This is a genomic window from Mesorhizobium cantuariense, from assembly GCF_042647205.1.
In the GTDB taxonomy this organism is placed as follows: domain Bacteria; phylum Pseudomonadota; class Alphaproteobacteria; order Rhizobiales; family Rhizobiaceae; genus Mesorhizobium; species Mesorhizobium cantuariense.
In genome coordinates this window covers 5,093,556-5,119,933 of the sequence record NZ_JBHRVD010000001.1, presented here as the reverse complement: position 1 = coordinate 5,119,933, position 26,378 = coordinate 5,093,556, and the positions used below count along the sequence as shown (strand labels likewise).

At 63.2% G+C, this 26,378-nt stretch carries 26 protein-coding genes; 8 read left to right on the top strand and 18 right to left on the bottom strand.

Annotated features, from left to right (window positions below):
• Window positions 1-20: 20 nt before the first annotated feature.
• Window positions 21-650, bottom strand: a complete 630-nt coding sequence (gene chpT / locus ACFOJ9_RS25045; protein ID WP_378982313.1) for a histidine phosphotransferase ChpT — start codon at window positions 648-650, stop codon at window positions 21-23.
• A gap of 414 nt (window positions 651-1,064) precedes the next feature.
• Here chpT and ACFOJ9_RS25040 point away from each other — a divergent pair, with 414 nt between their 5' ends.
• Together ACFOJ9_RS25040 and ACFOJ9_RS25035 are read left to right on the top strand one after the other, a co-directional pair.
• Window positions 1,065-1,601 (top strand): DUF1134 domain-containing protein, encoded by a 537-nt coding sequence (locus tag ACFOJ9_RS25040; RefSeq protein ID WP_245270509.1) that lies wholly within the window; start codon window positions 1,065-1,067, stop codon window positions 1,599-1,601.
• Between the two features lie 247 nt (window positions 1,602-1,848).
• On the top strand, window positions 1,849-2,979 hold the full coding sequence (locus tag ACFOJ9_RS25035; protein ID WP_378982311.1) for a hypothetical protein: 1,131 nt from the start codon (window positions 1,849-1,851) through the stop codon (window positions 2,977-2,979).
• A gap of 2 nt (window positions 2,980-2,981) precedes the next feature.
• On the opposite strand, the gene ACFOJ9_RS25030 is transcribed toward ACFOJ9_RS25035, so the two are convergent.
• The 6 genes from ACFOJ9_RS25030 to ACFOJ9_RS25005 form a co-directional block, all read right to left on the bottom strand.
• Window positions 2,982-3,788, bottom strand: a complete 807-nt coding sequence (locus tag ACFOJ9_RS25030) for a TrmH family RNA methyltransferase (protein WP_378982309.1) — start codon at window positions 3,786-3,788, stop codon at window positions 2,982-2,984.
• A gap of 210 nt (window positions 3,789-3,998) precedes the next feature.
• Window positions 3,999-4,343, bottom strand: coding sequence for an ArsR/SmtB family transcription factor (locus ACFOJ9_RS25025; protein WP_378988033.1), 345 nt, complete (start codon window positions 4,341-4,343; stop codon window positions 3,999-4,001).
• A gap of 145 nt (window positions 4,344-4,488) precedes the next feature.
• A complete protein-coding gene (locus ACFOJ9_RS25020) occupies window positions 4,489-5,277 on the bottom strand; it encodes a HugZ family pyridoxamine 5'-phosphate oxidase (RefSeq protein ID WP_378982307.1) in 789 nt (262 codons plus the stop codon).
• A gap of 31 nt (window positions 5,278-5,308) precedes the next feature.
• A complete protein-coding gene (locus ACFOJ9_RS25015) occupies window positions 5,309-6,484 on the bottom strand; it encodes a CaiB/BaiF CoA transferase family protein (protein WP_378982305.1) in 1,176 nt (391 codons plus the stop codon).
• Between the two features lie 6 nt (window positions 6,485-6,490).
• Window positions 6,491-7,252, bottom strand: coding sequence for a 3-hydroxyacyl-CoA dehydrogenase (locus tag ACFOJ9_RS25010; RefSeq protein WP_109659617.1), 762 nt, complete (start codon window positions 7,250-7,252; stop codon window positions 6,491-6,493).
• Window positions 7,253-7,313: 61 nt separating this feature from the next.
• Window positions 7,314-7,850 (bottom strand): GNAT family N-acetyltransferase, encoded by a 537-nt coding sequence (locus ACFOJ9_RS25005; RefSeq protein ID WP_378982303.1) that lies wholly within the window; start codon window positions 7,848-7,850, stop codon window positions 7,314-7,316.
• Window positions 7,851-8,123: 273 nt separating this feature from the next.
• Here ACFOJ9_RS25005 and ACFOJ9_RS25000 point away from each other — a divergent pair, with 273 nt between their 5' ends.
• Complete coding sequence (locus ACFOJ9_RS25000) at window positions 8,124-9,116, top strand: glutathione S-transferase family protein (protein WP_378982301.1); 993 nt, start codon at window positions 8,124-8,126, stop codon at window positions 9,114-9,116.
• Window position 9,117: 1 nt separating this feature from the next.
• Here the strand turns inward: ACFOJ9_RS25000 and ACFOJ9_RS24995 are convergent, their stop codons facing one another.
• A complete protein-coding gene (locus tag ACFOJ9_RS24995; protein ID WP_378982299.1) occupies window positions 9,118-9,615 on the bottom strand; it encodes an NUDIX domain-containing protein in 498 nt (165 codons plus the stop codon).
• A 71-nt stretch (window positions 9,616-9,686) separates the two neighbouring features.
• On the opposite strand from ACFOJ9_RS24995, the gene ACFOJ9_RS24990 reads away from it, so the two are divergent.
• Entirely contained in the window at window positions 9,687-10,610 is a 924-nt protein-coding gene (locus ACFOJ9_RS24990) for a metallophosphoesterase family protein (protein ID WP_378982297.1), read from the top strand.
• On the opposite strand, the gene ACFOJ9_RS24985 is transcribed toward ACFOJ9_RS24990, so the two are convergent.
• From ACFOJ9_RS24985 to leuA, 4 genes are all read right to left on the bottom strand, one after another.
• A complete protein-coding gene (locus ACFOJ9_RS24985; RefSeq protein WP_378982295.1) occupies window positions 10,594-11,211 on the bottom strand; it encodes a hypothetical protein in 618 nt (205 codons plus the stop codon). The two genes, ACFOJ9_RS24990 and ACFOJ9_RS24985, sit on opposite strands and share 17 nt — an antisense overlap.
• Before the next feature lie 114 nt (window positions 11,212-11,325).
• Window positions 11,326-12,129: an alpha/beta fold hydrolase gene (locus tag ACFOJ9_RS24980; RefSeq protein WP_378982293.1), complete on the bottom strand. Its 804-nt coding sequence runs from the start codon at window positions 12,127-12,129 to the stop codon at window positions 11,326-11,328.
• Window positions 12,130-12,328: 199 nt separating this feature from the next.
• On the bottom strand, window positions 12,329-14,092 hold the full coding sequence (locus ACFOJ9_RS24975; RefSeq protein ID WP_378982291.1) for a tetratricopeptide repeat protein: 1,764 nt from the start codon (window positions 14,090-14,092) through the stop codon (window positions 12,329-12,331).
• A 184-nt stretch (window positions 14,093-14,276) separates the two neighbouring features.
• Window positions 14,277-16,037, bottom strand: coding sequence for a 2-isopropylmalate synthase (gene leuA, locus ACFOJ9_RS24970; protein WP_378982289.1), 1,761 nt, complete (start codon window positions 16,035-16,037; stop codon window positions 14,277-14,279).
• Window positions 16,038-16,472: 435 nt separating this feature from the next.
• Between leuA and ACFOJ9_RS24965 the strand changes: the two genes are divergently transcribed.
• Window positions 16,473-17,639 (top strand): ATP-grasp domain-containing protein, encoded by a 1,167-nt coding sequence (locus ACFOJ9_RS24965; RefSeq protein WP_378982287.1) that lies wholly within the window; start codon window positions 16,473-16,475, stop codon window positions 17,637-17,639.
• 4 nt (window positions 17,640-17,643) lie between these two features.
• On the top strand, window positions 17,644-18,420 hold the full coding sequence (locus ACFOJ9_RS24960; protein ID WP_378982285.1) for an esterase family protein: 777 nt from the start codon (window positions 17,644-17,646) through the stop codon (window positions 18,418-18,420).
• Between the two features lie 34 nt (window positions 18,421-18,454).
• Here ACFOJ9_RS24960 and ACFOJ9_RS24955 read toward each other — a convergent pair whose 3' ends face one another.
• Window positions 18,455-19,990 carry an MFS transporter gene (locus tag ACFOJ9_RS24955; RefSeq protein ID WP_378982283.1) on the bottom strand — a complete coding sequence of 512 codons (1,536 nt, stop codon included), beginning with the start codon at window positions 19,988-19,990 and terminating at the stop codon, window positions 18,455-18,457.
• Window positions 19,991-20,137: 147 nt separating this feature from the next.
• On the opposite strand from ACFOJ9_RS24955, the gene ACFOJ9_RS24950 reads away from it, so the two are divergent.
• Both ACFOJ9_RS24950 and ACFOJ9_RS24945 read left to right on the top strand, forming a co-directional pair.
• Window positions 20,138-21,031: a LysR family transcriptional regulator gene (locus ACFOJ9_RS24950; RefSeq protein WP_378982281.1), complete on the top strand. Its 894-nt coding sequence runs from the start codon at window positions 20,138-20,140 to the stop codon at window positions 21,029-21,031.
• A gap of 130 nt (window positions 21,032-21,161) precedes the next feature.
• Window positions 21,162-22,241: an SIP domain-containing protein gene (locus tag ACFOJ9_RS24945; RefSeq protein ID WP_378982279.1), complete on the top strand. Its 1,080-nt coding sequence runs from the start codon at window positions 21,162-21,164 to the stop codon at window positions 22,239-22,241.
• Window positions 22,242-22,269: 28 nt separating this feature from the next.
• On the opposite strand, the gene ACFOJ9_RS24940 is transcribed toward ACFOJ9_RS24945, so the two are convergent.
• The 5 genes from ACFOJ9_RS24940 to ACFOJ9_RS24920 form a co-directional block, all read right to left on the bottom strand.
• On the bottom strand, window positions 22,270-22,791 hold the full coding sequence (locus tag ACFOJ9_RS24940; RefSeq protein WP_378988030.1) for a TonB-dependent receptor domain-containing protein: 522 nt from the start codon (window positions 22,789-22,791) through the stop codon (window positions 22,270-22,272).
• A complete protein-coding gene (locus tag ACFOJ9_RS24935; RefSeq protein WP_378982277.1) occupies window positions 22,722-24,374 on the bottom strand; it encodes a TonB-dependent receptor domain-containing protein in 1,653 nt (550 codons plus the stop codon). Before ACFOJ9_RS24935 ends, ACFOJ9_RS24940 begins: the two co-directional genes overlap by 70 nt.
• 161 nt (window positions 24,375-24,535) lie before the next feature.
• Entirely contained in the window at window positions 24,536-25,636 is a 1,101-nt protein-coding gene (locus tag ACFOJ9_RS24930) for an AbrB family transcriptional regulator (RefSeq protein WP_378982275.1), read from the bottom strand.
• A 90-nt stretch (window positions 25,637-25,726) separates the two neighbouring features.
• Window positions 25,727-25,972: a type II toxin-antitoxin system Phd/YefM family antitoxin gene (locus tag ACFOJ9_RS24925; RefSeq protein WP_378982273.1), complete on the bottom strand. Its 246-nt coding sequence runs from the start codon at window positions 25,970-25,972 to the stop codon at window positions 25,727-25,729.
• A 45-nt stretch (window positions 25,973-26,017) separates the two neighbouring features.
• A complete protein-coding gene (locus tag ACFOJ9_RS24920; RefSeq protein WP_378982271.1) occupies window positions 26,018-26,326 on the bottom strand; it encodes a putative quinol monooxygenase in 309 nt (102 codons plus the stop codon).
• Window positions 26,327-26,378: the final 52 nt, after the last annotated feature.

The following is a 26,378-nucleotide window of genomic DNA, read 5'->3' as shown; positions in this document are numbered from 1 at the left end:
TCGGCTTCTCGACTGCGCCATCAGGCTGCCGCAAGCACGATTTCTTCCGGCGTCGCGTGGATCGTTATCGTCATGCCGGCTTCGCGCGCCAGAAGCAGCGTGTAATAGGGCTGCACGGAGTGCGCGTCGATCGGTTCCTCCGGCTTGAGGCCGGAATGCAGTTCGAGGAATTTCGGCGGCACACGCAGCATCGGGCCAGCCGCCGCAAGTGCGAAACGCGGCTCGGTCTCGAGGTTTTCCAGCGTCACCGAAAGCTTGCCGCCGCGCGGAATGGCGGCGTTGGCGACGAGGATCAGGTTGAGCAGCAGCTTGACCTTGTTCTTGGGCAGCAGCGCACGGGTCCCGTTCCAGATCAGTTCCGGTTTCTCGTTCTTGAGGAAGGCGATGGCGACCGCTTCGGCATCGCCGGTATCGATCAGCATGCCGGCCGAGCCAGCGGCGCCGAAGGCGATGCGGGCGAACTGCAGGCGGGCCGAAGCGTTGCGGGCGCTCTGACGGATCAGCTTCATGGCATCTTCGTCGGCGCCGCCTTCATCGAGCAGTTCGAGCCCATTGTTGATCGCGCCGACCGGCGAGATGATGTCGTGGCAGACCCGGCTGCACAAAAGCGCTGCCAGATCGGGTGCGGAAAGGGTGAACAGATCGGCCATCGGCGAAAATCCCTGCAAAATTTCACTACTCGTGGCCGAGCGATCGATCGTCGCCTGCCCACACGAATCACGCTCTCTCCTCGGGCTTTCTGAATACACAGCGCCCGTGCGTGCAGCAACAAATCCAAAATTGTGGCTATGGAAAATGGCGTGTTCACGCAGGCCGTCGACCCCCTGTGCGCCCCAAACAGCCTTCGAACCGCCATGTTCATGTGGGAGCTTAATGGTTGAAAAAGGATTACGGCATAGTTTGCCCGTAACAGTTACCCTTAACGGCCGGCTAAAAGAGCCGTACGGGGTGCGAGGCGTCGGCGAAGGTGCTCCCTGACGGAGATTGGAAGCATGTTTTCCCGATACTACGACCGGAGCTTTCTCCGTGTCTTCTCTGACCGGACATTTCTCCGTGTCTTCTCAATGGCGGTCACGCTCCTGGGCGTTCTCGTCTTCTCGACTTCAGCCCTGCGGGCCCAGGAATATACCGCTCAGGAGATTGTCGATTCCGGTCACAAGTTCTTCGGCGCGACGTCGGGCGGGCTCGCCACGGTCGTCGAGAAGATTTTTGCTTCCTACGGCCTGCCCAACGGCTATCTGCTGGGCGAAGAGGGCTCGGGCGCGCTGATCGGCGGCCTGACCTACGGTGAAGGCACACTCTACACCAAGAATGCCGGCGATCACAAAGTGTTCTGGCAAGGTCCGTCGCTCGGCTGGGATTTCGGCGGCGAGGGGTCGCGGGTGATGATGCTGGTCTACAATCTCGACGATGTGGGCAGCCTCTACAACCGCTATGGCGGCGTCGCCGGTTCGGCCTATGTGGTGGCTGGTGTCGGCTTCAACGTGCTGAAGAACAACAATGTGATTTTGGTGCCGATCCGCACCGGTGTCGGTGCCCGGCTTGGCGTCAATCTCGGCTATCTGAAGCTCACCGAGCGCGCCACGTGGAATCCGTTCTGAGCTAAAGGTCTTTGGCTTATGCATGTCGTTCTCCCAAAGGACCGCTTTTGGGCGACATGCATTAAACCCGTGCCGTGGCGGCAAACCCTTGCCGCAACGCTGGATTTCCGCCATGTCAACGTGGCACAGTCAAAAGCGCTCGACGCGCTTTTGGTTTTATCTTGTTGCATGTCGTTGTCCCAAAACCGGTTCCCACTTTTGGGCGACATGCATTGTTTGATGGTTGCCGTCCACAACGGGTAGTCACTTGGTTCAGTCGGTCCTGTTCTTCGTCCTCGGCTTTCTCTGCGCCGGCTTTCTGGCGCTTATGGTGGCTCCGGCCATATGGCGTCGCGCCGTCGCCCTGACGTGCAAACGTGTCGAAGGCTCGATCCCTCTGACGCAAACCGAGATCCAGGCGGACAAGGACCGCATCCGCGCCGAGTACGCCATGTCGACGCGTCGCCTCGAAATCAACGTCAAGGCGTTGCGCGAGAAGGCGGCCGAACAACTCGTCGAGATTGGTCGCGGCCACGAGGCCCTGAAGGGGCTGGCGGTCGAGCGCATGGACAAGAACCAGGCGCTAACCGAACTCGGCGTCAAGAACCAAGCGTTGCGACAACGTGAGGGCGAGTTGCAGCAGCTTTCGGAGCGGTTGAAGGAAACCGAACGCAAGCTGGAAAAGCGCGCGCTCGAGCTGGGAAAGCTGGAGCGTATGTATGACGACGCGAGTTTTTCCTCCAGCAGCCGGCAGATCGAACTCGTGGCGCGTGAATCCGAAATGCAGAAACTCGCCAGTGACATTGCGCTGCTGCGTGGCCAGCGCAAGGAGGCGGACAGGCGCGGCCAGGAGATCGCGGCCGAAAGCAAGGCCGCGCGAGACGCCCTGAAAGCCGAGACGAAAAGGACCGCCGAGCTCGACAAGAAGGTCGAACGGCTGCTGGCGACACTTGCCGATCGCGAAGACAAACTCGACCGCCGCGAAAAGGAACTGGCGCGCATGCGCGAAAAATCGAAAGCCGAGGACAGCGCACCGGCCTTGCGGCTGGTCGGCAAGGGCGGCGACGTTGCCAAGGGCGATGACCTCGACAAGGCGATCGCCAAGCTCGACAGCGACCGTGAACGGCTTGAGGCCAGGCTGACGGTGCTGGCGCGCGAGAACAAGCGGCTGAAGGCGGATCTCACCGCGCTGAGCGCGTCCAATCCCACGGACGGCAGCTCCGCCTTGCGCGAGCAGATGAACGAACTGGCGGCGGAGGTCGTCCACCTGACGGCCAAGCTCGAGGGGCCTGGTTCGCCGATCGCCAAGGCGCTGGCGGCACCGTCGGATGCACGCTCCGGCAACCGCAGTCTTGCCGACCGCGTGCGGGATTTGCAGAAGGCTGACGCGACCGGCTGAAATCAGCTCTCTTTTTTTGCCGAAAAATGATGCAGCGCGATGGCTGAGGCGGCTGCGACGTTCAGGCTGTCGAAACCTTCCGACATGGTGATCCGCACGGTGTGCAGGCTTGCGAGCAGGCTGTCCGGCAAACCTTCGCCCTCGGTACCGAGATAGAGCGCCAGGCGTTCGCTCCGCCGCGCATCGCGGATGTCGGTCCGCCCGCGTGGCGACAACGCGAATTGTTCGAAGCCCTGTCGGGCGAGAATTGCCATGAAGCCGGCGGTGTCGGTGAACGATGCGAAAGGGATCTTGAGCGCGGCGCCGACGGAAACGCGGATCGCCTTGCGGTAGAGCGGATCGCAGCATGTCGCATCCAGCAGAACCGCATCGGCGCCAAAGGCGGCGGCGTTGCGGAAGATCGAGCCCATATTGTCATGGTTGGCGATACCGATGAGCACCACGACCAGCGCATGAGCCGGCAAGGCATCGAGCAGGGCATCTGCCGACTGCGGCGCCCCCTTGCGGCCCATGGCCAGGATGCCGCGATGCATATGAAACCCGGCGATTGCGTCCATCACCGCGCTGGTGGCTACATAGACCGGGAGATCCGCCGGCGCCTTGCGCAGGATATCCTCGAGACCGGCCAGCCGATTTTCCAGGACCAGCACCGATTCGGCGCCAAAGCGCCCGGCCGAGAGCAGCAGGTCCAACACCACCTTGCCTTCGGCGACGAAGCGGCCTTGCCGGCCCGCGAGATCGCGTTCGCGGATGTCGAGATAGGCGGCGACGCGCGGATCTTGCGGGTCGTCGATGCGAATGGGATCCATGCGTTCCTCGCGGCTGTCGCCTTGGCCCGAAAAGACCGATCGCCGGCGCTTCCCTTGGTTCGGAAAGCACGATGCGACAATTAGGGACGATCAGCTATCTCTGTGCGCCCGAATGGGCGCATGTCGCTCTGAAAACGACCAGCTACCTCCATGCGCCCGGATGGGCGCATGTCGCTCGAAATCGTCGGCGAGGTAAGCGGCTACGGACGGTCAGGTTCCGGCACGGCGCAAACGGTGCGCCATCTGGGACAGGTCATCCTTGCCGCTGCCGAAAATGCCGTCCAGCATGTCGAGCAGTTCGCGCACGGCGTCGGATTTGCAGGAATAGTAGATCATCTGCCGGTCGCGGCGGGTCTCGACGAGGTCGAGAGCGCGCAACTTAGCCAGATGCTGGGACAGGGCTGATTGACTGAGCATCACCTTCTCGGCGATGGCGCCGACCGACATTTCACCGTCGGCGAGATAGCTCATGATCAACAGCCGCTTCTCATTGCCCATCAGCATGAGAAATTCGGCCGCCGATTCGGCGTTGACGATTAGCTTTGTCGAGACCATCGATCCCCCATGCTTCTTGTTCATCCTGACGCCATGGGGGCAATGGCATCTGATTCCATAAACTCACTCGTGAATCGGCGCATGCGATTCAGCGTCACCAATGAAAGGTAGAGCATTTCATTTAAATCTCAAGTGTTGCTTTTGATCAAACATAATTAAGTCCAGTCCCGGCGTCGACCGAGGCCCGGCCGACCCTGGCCATTTCGACCAGAACGTGTCGTAATTCGCGTGCTGCCGCCAAGGGTTGTGGGAAGAAGACCCGGCAAACATCGTCGCCCGACACCAGATCCATACCATCGGCATCGAATCCGGCAACGCTCCAGCCGTTGCCGGACACGTTCGTGAAATGCCTTGCATAGACGGCGATCGCGTCGAGATGGTCGGCGTTCATGTGGTCGATGGCGGATTGTTCGCTCGTCGCCAGTTCCTCGACGATCGGTCCGCTGGTGAGCAGATCCGACTGATCGAGCTGATAGGCCTTGCCGAAGCCGCCGTTGAGGCTGGCGCGTTGCGGTTCGAGGCGAAAGATCGAAAAGTCGCCGAGACCGGCATAAAGTTTCGCCTTGGGATTGCGGTTGAGATAACGGCGCTCGGCGCGGGCGTGTTCGCTTGACCCGCGCTCAAGCCGTGCCGCCTGGCAGACCAGTGTCAGGCGCGGGTGCGCCAGCGGGTCGCCCTTGCCTGGTTCGCCAAGCAACAGGGAGCTGCGCGGATCGGCAAGCAGGGCGCCGGTGTGCGCCGAGAGCATCGATACCAGGATCAGCGGCGCGCCATCGATGTCGGTGGCCACGCCGACCCTGCTGGCCAGCGGCGAGCCGGTTTGCGGTTCGATCACCGCCAGAGCGCCAAAGCGGGCGTTGCGCAGAAGCGTCTTCGCCAGCCGGATCGCTTCGGCGTCCGTCTTACGGATCACGTCCTTCTTCGGCTCGTCCAAGGCATCACCGCAGTAAGTTGATTTTTCTTCTCTAGTTATCGGTCAGCAAACCGAATTTGACAAGGTCGTCGACCTCGGCTTTCGAAAAGCCGAAACGCGCCAGCACCGTCGAGGGGGCGAGATCGCTGTCGGCAGGCTTGGTCGCCGGTGCCGGCTGCGAGCCGGAGAAACGCGGCGCCGGGGCAGGGCGCTCAAACGCACCCGCCGTCACAAAGGCGTTGCGCGCCCGATTGTGCGGGTGGTGCTTCGCCTCTTGCAGCGACAGGACGGGGGCAACGCAGGCATCGGTTTGGGCAAACAGAAGGTCCCAGTCGTCGCGCGATTTCTGCCGGACCCGATCAGCAATGGCCGCGCGCATCGACGGCCACAGTGCCTCGTCGTACTGGCCGGATACAAAGCGCTCGTCGAGCGGCAGCAGGCTGGCGAATTCGGCGAAGAATTGCGGCTCGAGGCAACCGATGGCGATGTGCCCGCCATCCGCCGTCTCATAGGTGTCGTAGAAGGGGGCGCCGGAATCGAGCAGATTCGTGCCGCGCTTTTCGCTCCACAACCCGGCCGCCATCAAGGCGTGCAGGGGCACTGCCAGCATCGAGGCGCCTTCGACCATCGCGGCGTCGATGATCTCCCCCTTGCCCGTGCGCGAGCGTTGGAACAAGGCGGCCAGCACACCGGCAATCAGCATCATGGCGCCACCGCCATAGTCGGCGACAAGGTTGAGCGGCGGGACGGGACGGTGGTCGGCGTGGCCAATTGCGTGTAGCACGCCGCAATAGGCGAGGTAGGTGATGTCGTGGCCGGCGCGGCCGGCGAGGGGGCCGTCCTGGCCGAAGCCGGTCATGCGGCCGTAGATCAGCGCCGGGTTGCGCGCCAGCACCGCTTCCGGGCCGAGGCCAAGCCGTTCCATGACACCGGGACGAAACCCTTCGAGCAAGATGTCCGCCTTTTCGGCAAGGCGCAGCAGCAGATCGGTGCCTTCCCGGCGCTTCAGGTCGAGGCACAGGAGGGCGCGGCCGTGGCGGTCGATGTTGTATTCATCCGGCAGCGACAGGAGCTGGCTCGTCGCCGCCCGTTCGATGCGCAGCACTTCGGCGCCCATTTCCGACAGCAACAGGCCGGCCAGCGGCACGGGGCCGAGCCCGGCCATCTCGATCACCTTCAGCCCGGCGAGCGGACCGGTCTTGCCGGCAGCGGACAGGCTGGTGCTCATGGCCGGCTATTTCGGCGCCATGCGAATGGCGCCGTCGAGGCGGATGGTCTCGCCGTTCAACATCTGGTTCTCGATGATGTGCAGGGCGAGAGCGGCATATTCGGATGGTTCGCCGAGGCGCGACGGGAAGGGCACGGCGGCGCCCAGCGAATCCTGCACCTCCTGCGGCATGCCGGCCATCATCGGTGTCTTGAAGATGCCGGGAGCGATGGTGCAGACGCGGATGCCGGAACGGGCAAGGTCGCGCGCCACCGGCAGCGTCATGCCGACGACGCCGCCCTTGGACGCCGCATAGGCGGCCTGGCCGATCTGGCCGTCATAGGCGGCAACCGAGGCGGTGTTGACGATGACGCCGCGCTCGCCACCTTGCAGCGGCTCGAGCTTCGACGCGCGCTCGGCGACGAGGCGGATCATGTTGAACGTGCCGATCAGATTGACCTCGATCACCTTGCGGTACTGATCGAGGGGATGGGGACCATCCTTGCCGATCGTCTTCACGCCAATGGCGATGCCGGCGCAATTGACCAGGATCCGCGGTTCGCCAAGCTTGGCGGCGACGTCGGCGAGTGCAGCGGTTCCACTGTCGGCGCTGCTGACGTCGCACTGGACGGCAATGCCGCCGATCTCGGCCGCGACCTTGGCCGCGCGGTCAATGCCGACATCGAAGATGGCGACGCGGGCGCCCTTGGCGGCCAGCGCGCGCGCCGTCGCCTCGCCAAGACCGGAGCCGCCGCCGGTGACGATCGCGATCTGGCCGTTCGGGTTCATGGCGTCATCCTTTGATCTCAGGAACAGTGGGGCGGATCAGGTGCCAGATCGACGGGAAAGGTCAAGCCATCGCAGCGATTGGATCGGCAACCCTGGCCTGATCGGCGTGGCAGACCTCGCCCAAGAGCCTGGCGAGCGCGCCCGGCGCGATCTCGTGCGACAGCAGCCGGTCGAGATCGACGGGGCGCGGCATCGAAATCTGGCCGCGCGGGATCCGCTTGAAACCGAGCGGACCATAGTAGGGTTCGTCACCGACGAGCATGACCGCGGGCGCACCGGCCTTGGCGGCCGCCTCCAGCGTGATCGCCACCAGCCGGCGGCCGATGCCGAGATTCTTGAAGGCCGGCCGCACCGCAAGCGGCCCGAGCATCAGCGCACGACCGGCGCCGGCGGCGACGCGGGTCATGCGCACCGAGGCGACGACAAGGTCGCCATCGACGGCGACAAAGGACAGCGAGCGCTCGTGCCCTCCGGCTTCGCGGATCTTGTAGGCGGCCAGCACAAAGCGGCCGGGCCCGAAGGCTTCGTCGTTGATGGCTTCGATCTGGAGGTCATGCGCCGGGGTCTCCGGCAGGTATTTCACGTCGGCAAGGCTCATGGTCTTTGCGTTCCGGTAAGGAGGAGAGGTTTGCTGCAAACGGCAGCATTCGCCAGTCAGCGCTTCATCAAGCGCGGGCGCCCTTTCGTCGTCGGTCAAACCGGATCAAAGCAAAGTCGAACATGCGGATTGTCCGCTAGCATCAATTTCCCGCCGCTGCAATCGGCCGTGTTTGTCCGCCGTTTCGGCCAAGTGACGGTCTGTTCAGCACCTGACGTCTTCGACAGGGCAACCTTGCGCCTACATGAACCAGCAGGACGCAAGGAGATTTGCATGGGATTGCTGGTTGAAGGCAGGTGGCAGGATCGCTGGTATGACACGGCGGACAGCGGCGGCAGGTTCATGCGGACGCAGTCGCAATGGCGCGACTGGATCACCGTTGACGGGGCGCCGTCCGAAGGCCGGACGCGCGGTTTCAAGGCCGAGCCCGGGCGTTATCATCTCTATGTCTCGCTTGCCTGCCCGTGGGCGCACCGGACGTTGATCTTTCGCGCGCTGAAGAAGCTGGAAGGCATCATATCGGTGTCGGTGGTGCATCATTTCATGGGCGCCCACGGCTGGACGTTCGTGGCGCAGGACGGCGCCACCGGCGACACGCTTTACGGCCTCGATTTCCTGCATCAGATCTACGCCAAAGCCGATCCCGACTATTCGGGCCGGGTGACGGTGCCGGTGCTGTGGGACAAAAAGGAGCAGACCATCGTCTCCAACGAATCTTCCGAGATCATCCGGATGCTCAATTCGGCATTCGACGCATGGGGAGATGCCAGCCTCGACTTCTATCCCGAGGATCTGCGGCGCGAGATCGACCGCGTCAATGCGCTGGTCTATCCCGCGGTCAACAACGGCGTCTACCGCGCCGGCTTCGCCACCACGCAACGCGCCTATGAAGAGGCGTTCGCCGAATTGTTCGCGGCGCTGGATACGCTGGAAGAGCGGTTGTCAAAACAGCGCTATCTCGTCGGCGACCGTATCACCGAAGCCGACTGGCGGCTGTTCACCACGCTGGTGCGCTTCGATCCGGTCTATGTCGGCCATTTCAAATGCAATCTGCGCCGCATCGCCGACTATCCGAACCTGTCCAACTATCTGCGCGATCTCTATCAGGTGCCTGGCGTGGCTGGTACCGTGAACCTGCATCACATCAAGGCGCATTACTACGGCAGCCACGAGACGATCAATCCGACGCGGATCGTGCCTGTCGGGCCGGACCTGGATTATGCCGCACGGCATGACCGGGCGCGGTTCAGGAAGGCGGCGGCCTGATCTACCAGTAGGGCGAAGACTGCTCGCCGCCAAAAACCTCGGCGATCCGCCGCAGCGTCGCCGGCGTCGTGCCCTCAGGTAAGCGGTCGAGCGGGAAGAAGCCGGCTTCGGCGATCTCGTGATCCGGCAGCTTTGGCGCCGTCTGGCTGAAATGCTCGATCAGGTAGAAGCCGACATGATCGCGGCGGCTGGCGCGACGATTGAAATGCATCGACCTCAGCACCGGCGGGGCGGTCAGCGCGATGTTGCCTTCCTCGGCCAGCTCGCGTGCCAGCGCCTCGGCAAGCGTCTCGGCGACTTCGACGCCGCCGCCGGGAAGCTGCCAGCCCGGCACATAAGTGTGGCGAATGAGGAAGACGGACCTGGACGCCGTGTCATAGATCAGGCCACGCACGCCAAGCGTCATCGGCCGCCGCAGCACGAAATAGAGGTGGAACAGCCTGGCCCTTAGACCCGCCCAGCCGGTCTGGCGGAAGGCCTTTTCCGGGTCAGTCGCCATCAGGTGCGAAACCGTGGGTGGTAAGGAAAGCTTGAGTGGAAAGCGGGGCGCCTGTCGCCTATGAAGGATGCATGTTCAGGCTCGCGCATATTTCCGATGTCCATCTGGGGCCGCTCCCCGATGTATCCTATCGCGATCTCGCCTCCAAGCGCGTGCTCGGCTACGTCAACTGGCAGCGCAACCGCCGCCGCCATATGCATGACGCCGTCATCGACACGATCGTCGCCGACATCAAGGCGAACACGCCCGACCACCTCGCCGTCACCGGCGACCTGGTCAACCTGGCGCTCGACGGCGAGATCGAGATGGCCAAACACTGGCTGGAGACGCTGGGATCGCCGCATGACGTTTCGGTCGTTCCGGGCAACCACGACGCCTATGTGCCCGGCGCCTTCGACAAGGTCTGCCGATCCTGGGCGGCGTGGATGAGCGGCGACGGCATCAACACGCCGGTCGACCGCAACGCCTTCCCCTATCTGCGCGTGCGCGGCAATGTCGCGCTGATCGGCGTCTCGACGGCACGCGCCACAGCGCCCTTCATGGCCAACGGCTTCTTCATGGAAGGCCAGGCGGAGCGGCTCGGCAAGCTGCTCGATGCCGCGGCGCGGCAGGGACTGTTTCGCGCCATCATGATCCATCACCCGCCGGTGCGCGGCGCTGTCCCGCAGCACAAGCGGCTGTTCGGCATCGCCCGCTTTAACAAGATCATTCGCCGCCATGGCGCCGAACTCGTCCTGCACGGCCATTCGCATCTGCCGTCGCTGTTCTTCATTGGCGGTCGAGGCGTCAGGATCCCGGCGGTCGGCGTCGCTGCCGCAGGCCAGGCGCCGGGCGGCAAGCACCCGGCGGCGCAGTACAATCTGTTCGACATCGACGGTGAAAAGGGCAATTGGCGGATCCGGCTGACACGGCGCGGCCTGACCGGGCCGTCCATACCGCCATCCGATCTGCAGACGCTGGAGCTTGGCGTCGAGGTCGCTATGGCCGCAAGCTGAGACCCATGGCAACGATGCGGTCCCAGAACAGGACAACCGACACTATCAGTCCGACCAGTGCGCCGGCAGCGACCAAGCCGAGCCCGGACAGAAAGGCCGACCAGCCCTTGCTGCGCGTCGTCGCACGCAGTGGCGGTTCGGCTTCCGGCACATCGGCGCGTTTCATGCCGGCGACAGCCGGCTCGACCCCGCCTTCCATCATCCTCTGACGCTCGACGATGCGCTCGGCGACGTAGCGCGTCACAGAATCGACAACCGGCTTCATCTCAGTCGATTCGGCAAGGACGACCCGGCCGATGCGGGTGTCCTTGAGGAAGCGATAGGTGCGGCGGTCGCGTCCCATGGCGACATGGCTGACGGCGTCGATCCACAGGCGTGGCTGCAAGCCGGACGAGACGACAAAATCGAAATTGTCCATGTCGGCCGGAACATCAGCAAAAACCGGCGCCAGCTCGGCGGCGAGCAGATCGAGGCGCATGCGATGCGCCTCGCGCATATCGACGACGACATCGTCGCGGTCGGCGAAGGCATTTTTCACATCACGGATGGCATCGGACAGTTTCTTCGACTGGTCGATGGTCTTCTCGCCTGCTTCCTTCATGGCGTTTGCCTCGCGGGTTTGGTTAACAGGGGGTTAACACAGCCGCCGGCAAAATGCACTGGCGAGATCAACGGGATCGAGGTGCTCAGGAAGGTTGTTGCGTGCGAAAAAAGGTCAGCTGGCCGCCGCGGAGAATTTCAGGCGATGCGGCCTGGCGCGGCGACTGGTGTTGCGGCGAATGATCTCGGCAACGAGGTCGGGTGCTTCCTCGGCCAGCATATGGCCGGCCTCCAGCACATGGTGCACATGAAAATGCGCCGGCAGATCATCCGCCTGGGTGAAGGGCAGCACAGCGTCGTCGGTTCCCCACGCCACCATCACCGGCATGTTCAGCCCGTCGAGACGATCGTGCGGGATGACGCCTTGCCGATCGTCCATGGTCATGGCGGCTGCGATCTCGACGAGTTTTTCCAGCTGGGCGGGTCGCCTGCGCATTTCCCAGAGAGCGTCCACGGTGCGATCGAAGGGCCGGGTCCCTGGCCCGGACATGGCGGCGAGGCAGGCCCGGATCTCGGACCGATCGGCTGCGCCGGCATAGCGACGCAACAGTGGTCCGTTGATCTCGGGGCCAACGCCGCCCGGCGCCAGAAGCGTCAGCGAGGCTATTTTTTCGGGCTCGGCCAACGCCATCAGCGCCGCCACCGCACCGCCCATCGAGTGACCAACGAGATGAACGCGCTTCAGGCGACGCTCCGAGAGATCGGCGAGCACGGCCCTTGCCGCCACCTTGGCCGGACCGGCGGAGGGAAAATCGAGCGACATCCCATGCCCCGGCAGGTCATAGGCCAGCGTGTGCGTGGAAGGCGCCAGGGAGAAAATCACCTCGCGCCAGACATCGTGGCAGCCGCCGAAACCATGCAGCAGGACGATGGCCTTCGAGCCAACACCCTGTTCGGCGGCAAAAAGCGATGCGGTCATGAAAGCTGATTTTTTGTTATTGCAGGATGCGCGACACCAATTGTGGCTGGATTGCTCCTAGTCCACCGGGATGGCCAGTAAAATTTTCGCGATTTGTACGGTTGCGGACGGAACTCGGCGTTCAACCGGCATTAGGCGATGGGAGCGCAGGAAATCCATTGGGACGCGACGACGCTCAATCCGCGGATGTCGATTGGTGTCAGCTTGCGTTGCCGAGCCCGGCAGCGCGCAGCGCCTGGACCAGCCGGTCGGTCAGGTCGGCCGGATATTTCCGCTCGACGAAGGTCGCGCGGGGATCGGCGGCGAATTTAGGGAATTCGGTGGTGAGTTGATCCAGCAGCGTGCTCACCAGATGGTCCTGTCCGGCAGCCTTGGCGCCAATCAGTCGTGCCGCCAGATAGTGCGATTTCGTTGCCGTCGTCCTCAGTGCCGTGCTGGCCGCGATGGCCTTGTTCATGTCGCCCTGCATGAACTCGCCGACGAACAGCCCGTAATCCCACCATGTCGAGTGGCCGCTGAAGGTCTCCGCGGCATGGGCAAGGATCGGGGTTCCCTCCGCGTAGCGGCCGGCGAAGATCAGCCCATAGCCGTAGGTGGCAGCCATGCCGAGATCATAGGGATTGAGTTCGTAGGCCTTGCGCATCCAGCGGATCGCCTCGTCCGTATTGCCGAGGCGCGAACTGACGTAGCCGTAGGAGCGATGCGCATAGGGGCTGGTCGGCCCCATCTGCACGCCGCGATGGGCAAACTCCATTGCCTTTTCAATCGTCGCATTGGGCGGATAGGCGTAATGATCGGAGACTGCCTCGAGATGCAGCGAGGCAAGTTCCGAATAGACGAGCGAGGATTTCGTTCCGCCATTGGCCAGTTTCTCGAGGCAGCGATAGGCAGCCTCATGGGTCCTGGCGTTCTGGTCGAGATAATATTTATCGTTGAGCAGCAGGCATTGCGTCAGACCGTTTGGCGCGCCGGTCTGCTCGATATAGTTGTAGATCGTGCCCGAGGCCGGAAGTGCTGAACTCAGCATGTCGGCGATACGGTCTTCGACCACGGCAGGTGCGCTGTCGGCAGGGGTGAGATTGCGTGAAAGAAGCACCCGTCCGGACGCCATGCTTTGCAGCTCGATGGTGATGTCGCCCGCGTTTGGTCCGGGCAGGATGTCGAATATGAAGCTCGTGGCATCGTCGGCCGGATCGGTGACGGTGTCGCGGCCGATGAAGTCGATCGTATCGAAGCCGCTCAGGCCGGCGCGCAGTGACGCGGCGACACGGCTGGTATCGGCGCCTTCCGCCTTGACGTCGATATGGATGAGCGGCAGGACGTCAGCCATTGCCGATGGCACGATGCTGCTGGTGGCGCTGGCGGTCTGGATCGTTGCCGACATGTCGCCGCCTGCCAGCAAGGCAGTGCTGCCCTGACGAAGGATCAATATGCCCAGCATGGCGATGACCAGGGCGATCGCCACCCAGAAGAAGCGGAGATGGCGCGCCACCGAGGGGGCGGGCGACGGCGTCGCGGATGCCAGCGACATCGCATCCGGCATACCCGTGCTCGCGTCGTTGGGCAAATCGGCGGATACAGCGCCGTCCAGCTTGAGTTCGGGAACATCCGGCAGCCGGATCGCGTTCAATTCATAGGCAGGAACATAGCCGCCGCGCGGGATGGCGATGCGGAAAGGCTCGGCAATACCCTCATTGGCAAAATAGTGCTGCAGAAGCTCGCGCAGCCTGCCTGCCTGCACCCGCACCACGGCGTCGGTGGACGAATCGAAATCGCCGTCCTTGCCGAAAACATCCATGGCGATAGAGAAGCCCTTGAGCCTGTCGCCTTCGCCGGCCTGTTCGCGTTCGACAAGATAACGCAGCAGCTTGCGCGCGCGCTCGGACCGCCCGAACGTTTGGCTGGCAAGCAGTCGCTCCAGTGTCTCGCGCACTGCGGGGGCGGCAGGCGTGGCATGCTGCAAGTGTCGATCCTCTCGAAGTCGGCACAGGTTGAGGCGCGATCATATAGGGCTCGCACCGCCACACAAGTATACACCCATTATGCGATCGCGTACCCCACCGGATAATTCCGCGGTGGTTAATGGCCGAAAAGATCGGAACCGATCACCAGTTTGGGACGGTCCCGATCTTTGCTCTGGTTGCGCGTCAGCGGGCTTTTTTGCCAACGATACGGTTGGCGGCAGACATCACCGCTTCCAGCGAGGCGGCGACGATGTTGGTGTTGATGCCGGCGCCGAACAGCTTGCCATCAGGATATTCCATCTCGACATAAGAAATGGCCGACGCGTTCGAGCCGCGCTGCATGGAGTGTTCGGAATAGTCGAGCACCGACATTTCGACGCCGAGATGACGCGACAGCGCATCGACGAAGCCGTCGATCGGACCGGTGCCCGTGCCTGTAATCGTCATTTCCCTGCCGTCGTCGAGGATGACCGCCTCGACAACGCGCCGGCCCTTGATTTCGGTGCTGGGATAGGTGTGGTGATCGAGGAATTTCAGCCGCGCGCCGGGCTGATCGACATAGGTTTCGAGAAAGCGCTCATAGATGCGCCTGGCCGGCACTTCCCTGCCCTCGGCATCGGTGATCGCCTGGATCTCCTGGCTGAATTCGATCTGCAAATTGCGTGGCAGGTTGAGGCCGTAATCGGCTTGCAGCACATAGGCGATGCCGCCCTTGCCGGACTGCGAGTTGATGCGGATGATGGCTTCGTAGCTGCGCCCGACATCGGCCGGATCGATCGGCAGATAGGGCACTTCCCACAGGCTCGTGTTGGCCTTCTTGAGCGCCTTCATGCCCTTGTTGATGGCATCCTGGTGCGAGCCGGAAAAGGCGGTGTAGACGAGTTCGCCGACATAGGGGTGGCGCTCGGGGATCTTCAACTGGTTCGAATATTCGTAGACGTCCTTCATCCGGTTGATGTCGGAGCAGTCGATCCCGGGATCGACACCTTGCGTGTACATGTTGAGCGCCAGCGTGACGATGTCGACATTGCCGGTGCGCTCGCCATTGCCGAACAGGGTGCCTTCGACACGATCGGCGCCCGCCATCAGGCCGAGTTCGGTGGTGGCGATGCCGGTGCCGCGATCATTGTGCGGATGCAGGGAGACCAGCAGGTTCTCCCTGTTGTCGAGGTTGCGGCACATCCATTCGATACGGTCGGCATAGATGTTGGGTGTCGACATCTCGACCGTTGACGGCAGGTTGATGATGAGCTTGTTGTCCGCCGTCGGCCTGACGATCTCGGTGACGGCGTTGCAGATCTCCAGCGCCACTTCGAGTTCGGTGCCGGTAAAGCTCTCCGGCGAATATTCGAAGCGAAAGCCGCCGCCGGCCTTGGCCGCCATGTCGGTGATCATCTTGGCCGCGTCGGTGGCGATGCGCTTGATGCCGCCGACGTCCTTTTCGAAGACGACGCGGCGCTGCAATTCGCTGGTCGAATTGTAGAAATGGACGATCGGATTGGTGGCGCCCTTGAGCGCCTCGAAGGTGCGGGTGATCAGCTCCGGCCGGCACTGCACCAGCACCTGCAGCGAGACATCGGCGGGTACGTTGCCTTCCTCGATGCACCAGCGGGCAAAGTCGAAATCGGTCTGCGAGGCCGACGGGAAGCCGATCTCGATCTCCTTGAAGCCCATGTCGAGCAGCAGGCCGAACATGCGCGCCTTGCGCTCGTGGCCCATCGGGTCGATCAGCGCCTGGTTGCCGTCGCGCAGGTCGACCGAGCACCAGATCGGCGCCTTGTCGATGACCTTCGAGGGCCAGGTGCGGTCGGTGAGGCCGACGGTGGGATAGGGCTGATATTTGCGGGCTGCGTCAGGCATGCCCTTGGCTGACTGTGTCATGCCTCTAGCCGCATCCTTGCCGGCTGCCGCGGCATCGGAGCGGATCTCTTCTCGTGCGTTCATCGTCGTTTCTCCCGGCGGCTCGCGGATCCACCCTCAAGCGGATTGATGGCGAGCGACGCCTTTACCAGAATTTCGTTCGCTTGATATGACTTGGCAAGGAGCATGCGCTTGCGCGGCGGTTCGACCGCCGGGCGCTCCTTCAGCGAACCCGGCGATCGCCGATAAGGCCGAGAAGAAGCAGGGTCGAAGCCAGCGCGCGCACGGTCTCGCCGGAAAAACCGGTCGGACGGGAAGCGTTGGTGGCGCGCGTGTTCATGGCGGTTCTCATACAGGAGCGGCTTGTGGGAGGCAAGTGGGGCCACATGGGGGCCACATGGCGGGCCGTGATCTGTCGGACAATATCCTAACGTGCGTGCTCTTCCCCAGCCGCTGCAAATGCGCCAGACTTGGGCGTCGACGGGATTGCGATGTCCCCGTCGCCGGGAGGGGTCGTCCATGAATTTCGTGTTCTTCTCGCCGCATTTTCCCGCCAATGGCGCAGATTTCTGCGACCGGCTGAAGAAGGCCGGGGCCAGGGTTCTGGGTATCGGCGACGCCCCCTATGACGCGCTCGACGCCAAGCTGAAAGCAGCCCTTTCGGAATATTACCGCGTCGCCGACATGGAGGACTACGATCCAGTGTTCCGGGCGATGGGGCATTTCATCCACAGATGGGGCCGCATCGACCGCTTTGAATCGCTCAACGAGCATTGGCTGGAACTGGAAGCCAACATCCGCACAGACTTCAACATCTATGGCACCAAGCTCGATTTCGTGAAGAATCTGAAGCGCAAGAGCCGCATGCGCGCCTTCTTCCGCAAGAGCGGCGTCGACACCATCGCACAGCGCAAATGCTCCGACCGCACCGGGGCCATGACCTTCATCCGCCGCGTCGGCTACCCCGTCGTGGTCAAGCCCGACAGCGGCTCCGGCGCCTCGAACACCTTCAAGATCTCCAACGCCAAAGAACTCGACCAGTTCTTCAGGGACAAGCCCGAGGGTGTGACCTTCGTCATGGAGCAGTTCATCGAGGGACTGGTGGTGACCTATGACGGGCTGGTCAACCGCGATGGCGAGGTGGTGCTGGCCGCCAGCCACCGCTACGACCAGAGCGTCATGGAGGTGGTCAACAAGGACCGCCACATGAGCTACACCTGCTTTCCCAGGATCAGCCCGGCGGTCGAGGAGGCCGGCCGCAAGATCCTGAAAGCATTCGACGTGCGTGAGCGCTTCTTCCACATCGAGCTGTTCGAGACCAAGGACGACCGCGTCATCGCGCTGGAGGTCAATATGCGCCCGCCCGGCGCCTGGATGACCGATGCCATCAACTACACCTTCGACATCGACGTCTATGCGGCATGGGCCGACATGGTGGTGAAAGATGCCGCCGGCGGACCTTACGAGGGCAAGTATTTCACCGCCTATGCCAGCCGCAAGCGGCGCCTCGGCTATTTGCACAGCCATGAGGACGTGTTAGCCGCGCATGGCGACAAGATCGTCCACCATCAGGCCATCGAAGAGGTTTTCAGCCGCGCCATGGGAAACTACGCCTACCAGATGCGCTCGAAAGACGAAGCAGCGCTGCGTGAGGCGGTCGCCTATATCCACGCGGAAAAGGCGTGAAGCGATGGACGTTTCCTATCACAAGAATTTCTCGGGCAAGCTCGGCCGCGATATGGAATACAAGCGCTACGGCCATGCTGGCCGGCCGGTGGTGGTGTTCCCGACTTCTCAGGGCCGGTTCTACCAGTTCGAGGATTCCGGCGGGGTGGGCGCCCTTGCCGAATTCATCGATACCGGCCGCATTCAGCTGTTCACGGTCGACGGCGTCGATTCGGAATCCTTCTTCGACAAGCATGCCGATGCCGCTCACCGCATCGCCCGGCACGAGGCCTATTTCCGCTATATACGCGAGGAGGCACTGCCGGAATTCCTGTCGACAGCCGAGCAAGCCAATGGCGGGCGCAAGCTGAAGCCGCTGTTCTCAGGCTGTTCGATGGGCGGCTACCATTCGTCGAATTTCGTCTTCCGCTTTCCGGAACTGGCGAGCGGCGTCATCGCGCTGTCGGGCGTCTATTCGGCCCGCGACTTTTTCGGCAAGGCGCTTGAAGGCGACATTTTCTACAACTCGCCGCTCGACTATCTGCCCGGCATCGTCGATCCAAAACTGCTTGCCCGGCTGAAGGCGCTCAGGCTGATCTTCTGCTGCGGGCAGGGCGCCTGGGAGGAGCGGATGCTGGTCGAGACGCGAAAACTGGAACAGATCCTGCGGGACAAATCCATTCCCGCCTGGGTCGATTATTGGGGCGGCGATGTCAGCCACGACTGGCCGTGGTGGCACAAGCAACTGGTCTATTTCTTCGGCCGCTGGCTGGATGAGGACCTGATGCACAGGCTGGATTAATAGCGAGCCTAGTCACCTGACTTTTCGCTGATGGCTACCCTTCCTGGCACACCGGCAGGGGTGCCGCCTCGTGTTCCGACGCCGATCCGCGACGCAGACCAAGGAAGACGACGATGGCGGTCATGACGGTGATTGCCGCCAGCACGATCAGCAGCCTGTCGAATGCCGTCTCGTAGGTCTGGACCAGAACAGCGGCTCCGGCTTGTGGCAGGTGTTGCGCCGTTGCACCGAGATTGCCGGTCACCAGCAGCTGCGCTGCGGCCGCGGCATCCGTTGAAGACGCCATTCCCTGCGCGGCGAGCTGCGCGGCGGTGAAGCCCGACAAGGTCGCCATGACGATCGCGAGCGCCACGCCCTCGCAAGCGACGCGGGTGGTGTTGAAGATGCCGACCGCCATGCCGGCGCGCTCCCTCGGCACGACGCTGACGGCAAGCCCGTCCATCAATCCCCAGGGCAGAGCGATGCCGACGCCGATCAGCATCAGCGGCGCCACCAGCGCACTATCGACCGGCGGTGTCATGCTCAGCCAGACAAGCCCGGCGGCAGCGACGAGCAGGCCGACGCCGCAGATCGTGGCCGGCGCGATCCAGCGCGCCAGCTGGCCGGCGAGCATCGGCAGGATCAGCAGCGGGCCAGAGAGGCAGATCATCAATTGCCCGGCCTTGATCTCGCTCATCCCCTCGATGCCGATGAAGCGGATCGGCAACAGCACGAGCAGGACGACGAAGGCATAGGCGGGTGCCGCTGCCAGAAACTGGACGCCGACGAAGCGGGGATAGGCGAACAGCGTGAGATCGAGCATCGGCCGGCGTACGCGCCGCTCGACGACGATGAAGGCAACAAAGCAAATGGCTGCCACGGCCAGAAGCGTGACGACGAGAGGATCGGCCCAACCGCTCTGCGGCGCCTGGAGCACACCATAGGTCAGCGACGCCAGCGCGATCGTGAAGCTGCCGGCGCCCGCCCAGTCGAGGCCCGTCGCATCCGGGTCGCGCGATTCGTAGATGGTGCGCAGGCCGAGGGCCGCTGCGGCGATCGCCAGCACTGCGACCAAGACAAAGATCGACCGCCAGCCGAATGTCGAGATGAGCAGGCCGGACGCGATCGGACCGAAGGCGAGGCCGATGCCGAAACTGGTGCCGAGGAAGCTAAAGGCGCGCAGCCGCAGCGGTCCTTCGAATTCCTGGGCAAGTGCCGAGGCGCCGCCAGCGAAGGCGGCCGCACTGCCGATCCCCTGCGCGGCCCGGAAAATGTCGAACCAGATGATGTCCGGCGCCAGCATCGCGCCCAGCGATGCCAGGACATAGAGGGAGAGGCCGACGAGGAAGAGGCGCTTGCGGCCGTGGTTGTCGGCCAGAGCGCCCGACGCCATCAGGGTGGCGCCGAAGGTCAGCATGAAGGCGTTGGTCACCCAGTTGAGCTCGATCGGACTGCCGCCGAGATCGGCCGCGATGCGCGACAGAGCGACGGCCGGACCGGTGAAGGTCAAGGGCATCGTCATCGCGGCAAGGCACAAGGACAAGAGCACGAGCCATCTCTCGGCAGAGCCGGTTGTGGTCCTAGAAGTCATGGATTTCCCTATCTGAAGCAGCACTCGCCAGTAGTCCGCGCGATTGCGGAGCCGGTCGTGATGACAAGATAGGTCGTCGGCATTTCGGGAAAAATGGTGTTATATCTCCTGGTATATCGGACTGAAACGCTCGAATGGAATGACGCGATGGATCGTCTCAACGGCCTCCTGGCCTTCGCCCGCACCGCCGAGCTCGGCAGTTTCGTCGCTGCCGGGCGGGCGCTGGGCATCTCGGCTTCCGCCGTCGGCAAAAGTGTCGCCCGGCTCGAGCAGGAACTCGGCGTGCGGCTGCTGCAGCGCAGCACGCGGCGCGTTGGCCTGACGGAAGAGGGCAAGCTGTTCAACGAGCGGGTGCGGCGCATCCTCGACGACATCGACGATGCCGAGGCGATGCTGTCGCGGACACGGGAAACGCCGCACGGACGGCTGCGCGTTTCGACCCCGATCGTCACCTATCATTTGCTGCTGCCGGTGCTGTCGGAGTTCATGGCCCGCTATCCGGAGATAGAGCTCGACATCGATTTCAACGATCGGATCGTCGACGTCATCGACGAGGGCATCGATGTCGCGATCCGAAGCGGCGAGCTGCCGGATTCACGCCTGGTGTCGAGACCCGTTGCGCCCTTTCGCATGCTGCTGTGCGCGGCGCCCTCCTACCTCGACCGCCATGGCACACCCGGCGAGCCGGCTGATCTCATCAGGCATTTCGGCATAAACTTCCGCTTCCTCAACAGCGGCAGGCTGCTGGACTGGCCGTTCATTACCGGAAGCGCCGAACCGCAGATCCGCTCGATGCTGACCTGCAACAACATGGAAGCCTTGAAGGGCGCCACGCTCGCCGGACTCGGTATCGCCTGCATGCCGGATTTCCTGGTGCGCGAGGCGCTGCACGAAGACAGGCTGCGCACCGTCCTCGACGACCATGTCGATGGCCGCGGCCAGTTCCGGATGCTGTGGCCCTCCAATCGCCATTTGTCGCCGAAGGTGCGCGTGTTCGTCGATTTCCTTCCCGAGCGACTTGCTGCGACAAGCGGTTCGTAGCCAACTCATCGAATAAATATGATTATTATTGTCATGTTTCTGTGGAAACATCGGAGCGGCTGTGGCATGCCGCTGACGGTGAGGGTGCCGCGCGGCGCCTTGCCCCGAACCGTTTCGAAGGACTTGGATGATGGACCAACTGAGCGCGCAGGCCCTGATCAGCGATGAGGCGACCCGCTCGGCGATGGACCGGTTGCGTGCCGAGCATGGCGAATTTGAGATCGAAACCGGCGTTGCCGATCGCTGGGAGCTTCGCCTGCATTACGGCTCGTTGAGCGCCACGCTCGAGGGCGACGCCATGCTGGTCCGGGTCGCGGCGACAGACGAAACCTGCCTGTCCTACATGAAGATGACGGTCGCCGGCCATGTCGCCGAACATCTCGGCACGACCAAGGGCATCCATTGGCAAGGTGACGGCAGCGATGCCGGCACGCCGGTCTTCTTCCGCGAGATCACGGTGATGTCGTCGACACGGATCTCTGCGCACATGCAGCGCCTGCGATTCGCCGGCAAGGATCTCGGCCGATTTACCCATGGCGGCCTGCACATGCGGCTGCTGCTGCCGCCGCCTGGCCGCCGGCTGGTTTGGCCGACGATGGGCGCTGACGGCTTGATCGTCTGGCCTTCTGGCGACGATGCGCTTGCCGTGCGGGTCTACACGATCCGGGCGGTGGACGCCGCAAGCGGATGGCTCGATGTCGATTTCGTGCTGCACCCCGGCCAGGAGACGCCTGCCGCTACCTTCGCGCAAAACGCACAGGCGGGAGACGTCATCGGCATGATCGGACCCGGTGGCGGCGACGCCCCGATGGCGCAGACCCTGCTTCTGCTCGGCGACGACACCGCACTGCCCGCCATTGGCCGGATTTTGGAGCATTTGCCGCCGTCAACCCGCGCCGAGGCACTGATCGAGGTCGATGGCCCGGATGACCGGATCGCGCTGGCGCAAGGGGACAATATCGATATCACCTGGCTCTACCGGCACGGCCGCGAGGCCGGCACCGCCGGCCTGTTGCCGGCCGCCTTGCGGGAGCGCAGCCACATGGCGCTTGCCGACGGCCTTTATGTCTGGGCCGGATGCGAATTCGGCGATTTCCGGGAGATCCGCAAGATCGTCCGCAAGCAATGGAGCCTGTCGCGCGACCGGCACCTGGTCACGGCCTACTGGCGCCGCGACGCGCAGGGCGAGAACGGGGGCGGCGAGGACTAGTCGCCGCCCTCTCGAAACGGCGTTGCCGTCAGAAGCGGTAGCGCAGGCTGGCGAACAGCGAGCGGCCTTCGTCGCGGTAGCAATAGCCGGCGGAGCAGATGGTCTTCTGGTTGTCGAACAGGTTCTTGGCGTTGACCTGCAGCTTCACGCCTTCGAGCTTCGGATTGCGATAGCCAAAATCATAGGAGAGCGAGGCGTCGACGAAGGCGCGGGCGCTGTTCCTGAAGGTGTTGGTGTCGTCGCCATAGCTCGAGCCGGCGACGCGCACGCCGGTACCCAGCCCCAGGCCCTCCAGCGTGCCGTTCTCGAACTGATAGTGGCCCCACAGCGACAGGATGTGGTTTGGGGTCGCCGACAGTTCCTTGCCATCGGTTCCTTCGGCACCGCGCTCGATCTTCACCCGCAGATAGGTATAGGAGGCGATGAAGCTGAAGCCGTTGTCGAGCGAGGCATTGGCTTCCAGTTCGACACCGCGCGAATTCAGGTCGAGCTGGCGCTGCTTGTTGATGCCGGTCGAGGCGTCGAAGACGACGCCGTCCTTCTGGTCGATGTCGAACAGCGCGGCGCTGATCGTCGCGTTGTGGTCGGGATCTCGTATTTGACGCCGATCTCCTTCTGCGTGGCGATGGTCGGGCGGGCGACACGCCCGACGGTGCTGGTGACGTCGTCATAGACGAAGCCGATGTTGGGCGAGAAGGAGGTCGAATAATTGACATAGGGCGTGATGCCCCATTCGGTCTGGTAGGACAGGCCAAGCCGGCCGGAAAAGGCACCGTCCTTCTGCTTGGACGTGCTGTAGTCGGCGGCGGTGGAGGTGGTGTCGACCCAATCGTAGCGGCCGCTGGTGAACAGGGTGAATTGGTTCCACTCCATCTGGTCGTGCAGATAGACACCGAGCTGGTTCATCTCCTGGCCGCCGGAGTGGGGAACCGGCATCGCCTTGATGTCGTCGATCGAGACATAGGATATACCGCTGGCGGCATCGTAGTCCGACCAGGCATAATCGACGCCGCCGACGGCGGTGTGTTTGACCGGTCCCGTGTCGAACTCGAACTGCGCCATGTTGTCGACGACGAAGTTCTTCATATTCTCGGTGTAGTGGCCCCAGTAGCGCTTCAAGTCGGCGCCGTCCGGATAGTGGCCGCTGTATTCGATATCGCTGTCGACGGCGTTGTAGCGCAGGTTCTGGCGCACCGTCAGCACATCGTTGAAACGGTGCTCGAACTTGTAGCCAATGCGGCCCTGGCTCTGGGTGAAATCGTTCCAGGCGGGATCGCCTTCATACAGGTTGGACAGCACGCCAGTGCTCGAATTGTAGAAGGCCGCCGTGCCGCCGGTGACCGATTTCGAATATTCGCCGAGGATGGTCAGCTTCGTATCCTCGTCCGGCTTGAAGGTGACAGCCGGCGCCAGATAGATCTTGTCGTCGGGATAGGCAGGCAATTCGGTATCGCTTTTGCGGCCGAGGCTGGTGAAGCGGTAGAGGATGCTGCCGTCCTCGTTGACTGGCCCGGAAGCGTCAAGCGCTGCCTGAAACCGGTTGTGCTCTCCGGCAAGCAATTCGATTTCGCGGAACGGTTCATCCTTGGGCCGCTTGGTGACGACGTTGACGATGCCGCCGGGGCCGCTGACGCCGTAAAGCGATGATGCCGGGCCTTTCAGGATGGTGACGCCCTCGATGCCGTAGGGCTCGGTCTTGAACCAGGCCGAGGGGCCGTTGTACTGGCGCAGCCCGTCGCGGAACATGCCGTTGTAGAAGGCCTGGAAGCCGCGCAGGAAGAACGCGTCGTAGCGGGTGTCGAAGCCGAAGCTGTTGGGATTGGCGCTGGCCGTGTAGCCGAGCGTTTCGTTCAGCGTGCGCGGCTTCTGGTCCTCGATCTGCTTCTGCGTCACGACCGAAATGGCCTGTGGAATCCTGGCGATCGGCGTGTCGGTCTTGGTGCCGATGCGGTCCTTCTTGGCGACATAGCCATCCTGTTTCAGGATTTCGTTGCTCTGCGCGGTGACCTCGATCTTGCCGAGCATGGTGGACGTTTCGCTGTCCTGGGCATGTGCAGCGCCGGATTGGCCGAGCATCGCCGCGCCGCCCAGCAATGATATTCCCAGGCGCCATGTCGCCGGCCTTGTTCGCATCAACTCGTCTCCACTGTCTCATGCCTGATTGCGTCCCCGCTCTCAAATATGAGTATGTTAGTCAAGTATTTTTTGCGACCCGTGCACAGACTGCCGGCTGCTGTCACACAGCAGCAACGCTGGTCAGGATTCGGCCAACCAAACTGGGGAGGCTGCTTTGCCTATTGCCTGACGCTTCTCGCCACCAGTCGCGCGACGCTCGGGCCAATCAGCAGCACGATCAGGAAGCGGGCCGATTGCAGCGCCATGACGAAGGAGATGTCGACGTTCTGCGCGGCGGCGGCGATGATGGCGATGCTGTCCATGCCGCCGGGGCTGGTCGCCAGATAGGCGGTCAGCGGATCGATGCCCAAGAGATGGCTGATCATGAAGGCAAGGCCGCCGCAAAAGGCGATCAGCGCCACGATCGAGGCGATGATCTGCGGCAAGGCGCGCGTCGCATGGCGCAGGATCGCCCTTGTGAAGTTCAGGCCGATCGACCAGCCGACCATGGCGTAACTGACGGCCAGCAGCCATTGCGGCAATTGCATCTCCACGCCCAAGCCGAGATGGACGACGGTGCCGAAGATAAAGGTACCGAGGAAGAAGGGCGAGGGCAGCCTCAGCAGTTTTCCCAGAAGGCCGCCGACAAGCGCGATGCCGATGGTGGCGGCGAAGGGTTGCGGATCGATCGGCGGAAACCACATGATGGCGGGGATTTCGACACCCAACGTGTCGACCCACATCTTGGCAACGAGCGCTGCCGTCATCGAGACGAAGATGACGCGCAGATATTGCATGAAGGCGACGAGACGCTGGTCGGCGCCGAAGGCACCGGCCATCAGCACCATGGCGGTGGCCGCACCCGGCGACGAGCCCCAGACGGCGGTGGTGCCTGGCAGGATGCGCCAGCGGCTGATCAGCCAGCCGAGCAGGCTGGAGGCCGTGACGGTGGCCATCACGACGCCGAGAAACAGCGGCCATTCCCGGTAGAAGACCGGAAAGATGTCGGCCGAGATCGAGCTGGCGACGAGGCAGCCGACGATCGCCTGGGCGGCGCCGAACAGAAGGCGCGGCACGCGCACCGTGGCGCCATTGGTGCCGGCGACGATGGCCGCCAGCATCGGCCCGATCAGCAGCGCCGCAGGCAGGGCCGCGAGTTCCAGCGCGCCGGCAAACAGCAGGGAGACGATCAGCAGGGCCAGCCATTGCCAGAGCTTGCGCATCCGCGCCATGCGTTCGATGGCGGGCTGGTCTGGTGGCTGCTCGGCCGAGGAATCCATGTTTCGGTCTTAGACCCGGGAGGGCGAAAAATGCGAACGCGGTTCACAGAAAATGATGGTTTCACGCGTCTAGGTGTCGAGTAACAGGTTTCATGTGCCGGCGTCGAACCGGCGCGCGATCTCATTGCGACCCATGCGGTCGAAATCGTCAGGGACGGAAAACTGGCCGCCCATAAAACCTACCCGTCGCGCCTGCGGCGCCGGCTGATCGATAGGCACGATTCTGGCCAACGGCTTGCCAGCATTGGTAATAACGAACGACTCACCTTGGGCTGCACGTGCCACGAGGCGCGACAAATGGGCTTTCGCGTCGCGAATGTTTACCGCCTGCGTCAAAGGTTGCTCCTCAAAAACTGCCCCCGCGTCGGCATCGTGCCAGGATCAGCCCGTCTTGCCGTCGGCCAGGCCGAAGCCGCCAACAGGGTGGGTCTCGACCTGAAATTCAAAGCCCGCGATGAAAGGCCGCGCCTTGGCGATCGCCGCCTGGACTTCGGGAAGCTGCAGCGAGGCCTTGTGGCTTTCGGCGTCGGTCCACACTTCAGTGACCCAGATCGCATCGGCATCCGCGGGGTCGCGGGCGATGATGTAGCTCAGGCAGCCCGGCAGGGCGCCGGTACTGGCGCGCAGCACGTCCATGACCACGTCGCGCTGGCCGCGCGCCGCCCGCATCTTGCCGATCAGTCCATACATTCCGTTGTCTCCCTTTGAGGTTTTCGACAAGAACATGCAGATCGCCAGTATG

Bases quoted from the DNA above. Each gene is read 5' to 3' on its own strand.
- ACFOJ9_RS24995 (WP_378982299.1), bottom strand. From the start codon at position 9,615: ATGGCGACTGACCCGGAAAAGGCCTTCCGCCAGACCGGCTGGGCGGGT.
- ACFOJ9_RS24950 (WP_378982281.1), top strand. From the start codon at position 20,138: ATGGATCGTCTCAACGGCCTCCTGGCCTTCGCCCGCACCGCCGAGCTC.
- ACFOJ9_RS24935 (WP_378982277.1), bottom strand. From the start codon at position 24,374: ATGCGAACAAGGCCGGCGACATGGCGCCTGGGAATATCATTGCTGGGC.
- ACFOJ9_RS25010 (WP_109659617.1), bottom strand. From the start codon at position 7,252: ATGAACCCGAACGGCCAGATCGCGATCGTCACCGGCGGCGGCTCCGGT.
- ACFOJ9_RS25005 (WP_378982303.1), bottom strand. From the start codon at position 7,850: ATGAGCCTTGCCGACGTGAAATACCTGCCGGAGACCCCGGCGCATGAC.
- ACFOJ9_RS25000 (WP_378982301.1), top strand. From the start codon at position 8,124: ATGGGATTGCTGGTTGAAGGCAGGTGGCAGGATCGCTGGTATGACACG.
- chpT (WP_378982313.1), bottom strand. From the start codon at position 650: ATGGCCGATCTGTTCACCCTTTCCGCACCCGATCTGGCAGCGCTTTTG.
- ACFOJ9_RS24980 (WP_378982293.1), bottom strand. From the start codon at position 12,129: ATGACCGCATCGCTTTTTGCCGCCGAACAGGGTGTTGGCTCGAAGGCC.
- ACFOJ9_RS25030 (WP_378982309.1), bottom strand. From the start codon at position 3,788: ATGGATCCCATTCGCATCGACGACCCGCAAGATCCGCGCGTCGCCGCC.
- leuA (WP_378982289.1), bottom strand. From the start codon at position 16,037: ATGAACGCACGAGAAGAGATCCGCTCCGATGCCGCGGCAGCCGGCAAG.
- ACFOJ9_RS24965 (WP_378982287.1), top strand. From the start codon at position 16,473: ATGAATTTCGTGTTCTTCTCGCCGCATTTTCCCGCCAATGGCGCAGAT.
- ACFOJ9_RS24985 (WP_378982295.1), bottom strand. From the start codon at position 11,211: ATGAAGGAAGCAGGCGAGAAGACCATCGACCAGTCGAAGAAACTGTCC.
- ACFOJ9_RS24945 (WP_378982279.1), top strand. From the start codon at position 21,162: ATGGACCAACTGAGCGCGCAGGCCCTGATCAGCGATGAGGCGACCCGC.
- ACFOJ9_RS24990 (WP_378982297.1), top strand. From the start codon at position 9,687: ATGTTCAGGCTCGCGCATATTTCCGATGTCCATCTGGGGCCGCTCCCC.
- ACFOJ9_RS25025 (WP_378988033.1), bottom strand. From the start codon at position 4,343: ATGGTCTCGACAAAGCTAATCGTCAACGCCGAATCGGCGGCCGAATTT.
- ACFOJ9_RS25040 (WP_245270509.1), top strand. From the start codon at position 1,065: ATGGCGGTCACGCTCCTGGGCGTTCTCGTCTTCTCGACTTCAGCCCTG.
- ACFOJ9_RS24960 (WP_378982285.1), top strand. From the start codon at position 17,644: ATGGACGTTTCCTATCACAAGAATTTCTCGGGCAAGCTCGGCCGCGAT.
- ACFOJ9_RS24955 (WP_378982283.1), bottom strand. From the start codon at position 19,990: ATGACTTCTAGGACCACAACCGGCTCTGCCGAGAGATGGCTCGTGCTC.
- ACFOJ9_RS25015 (WP_378982305.1), bottom strand. From the start codon at position 6,484: ATGAGCACCAGCCTGTCCGCTGCCGGCAAGACCGGTCCGCTCGCCGGG.
- ACFOJ9_RS24920 (WP_378982271.1), bottom strand. From the start codon at position 26,326: ATGTATGGACTGATCGGCAAGATGCGGGCGGCGCGCGGCCAGCGCGAC.
- ACFOJ9_RS24930 (WP_378982275.1), bottom strand. From the start codon at position 25,636: ATGGATTCCTCGGCCGAGCAGCCACCAGACCAGCCCGCCATCGAACGC.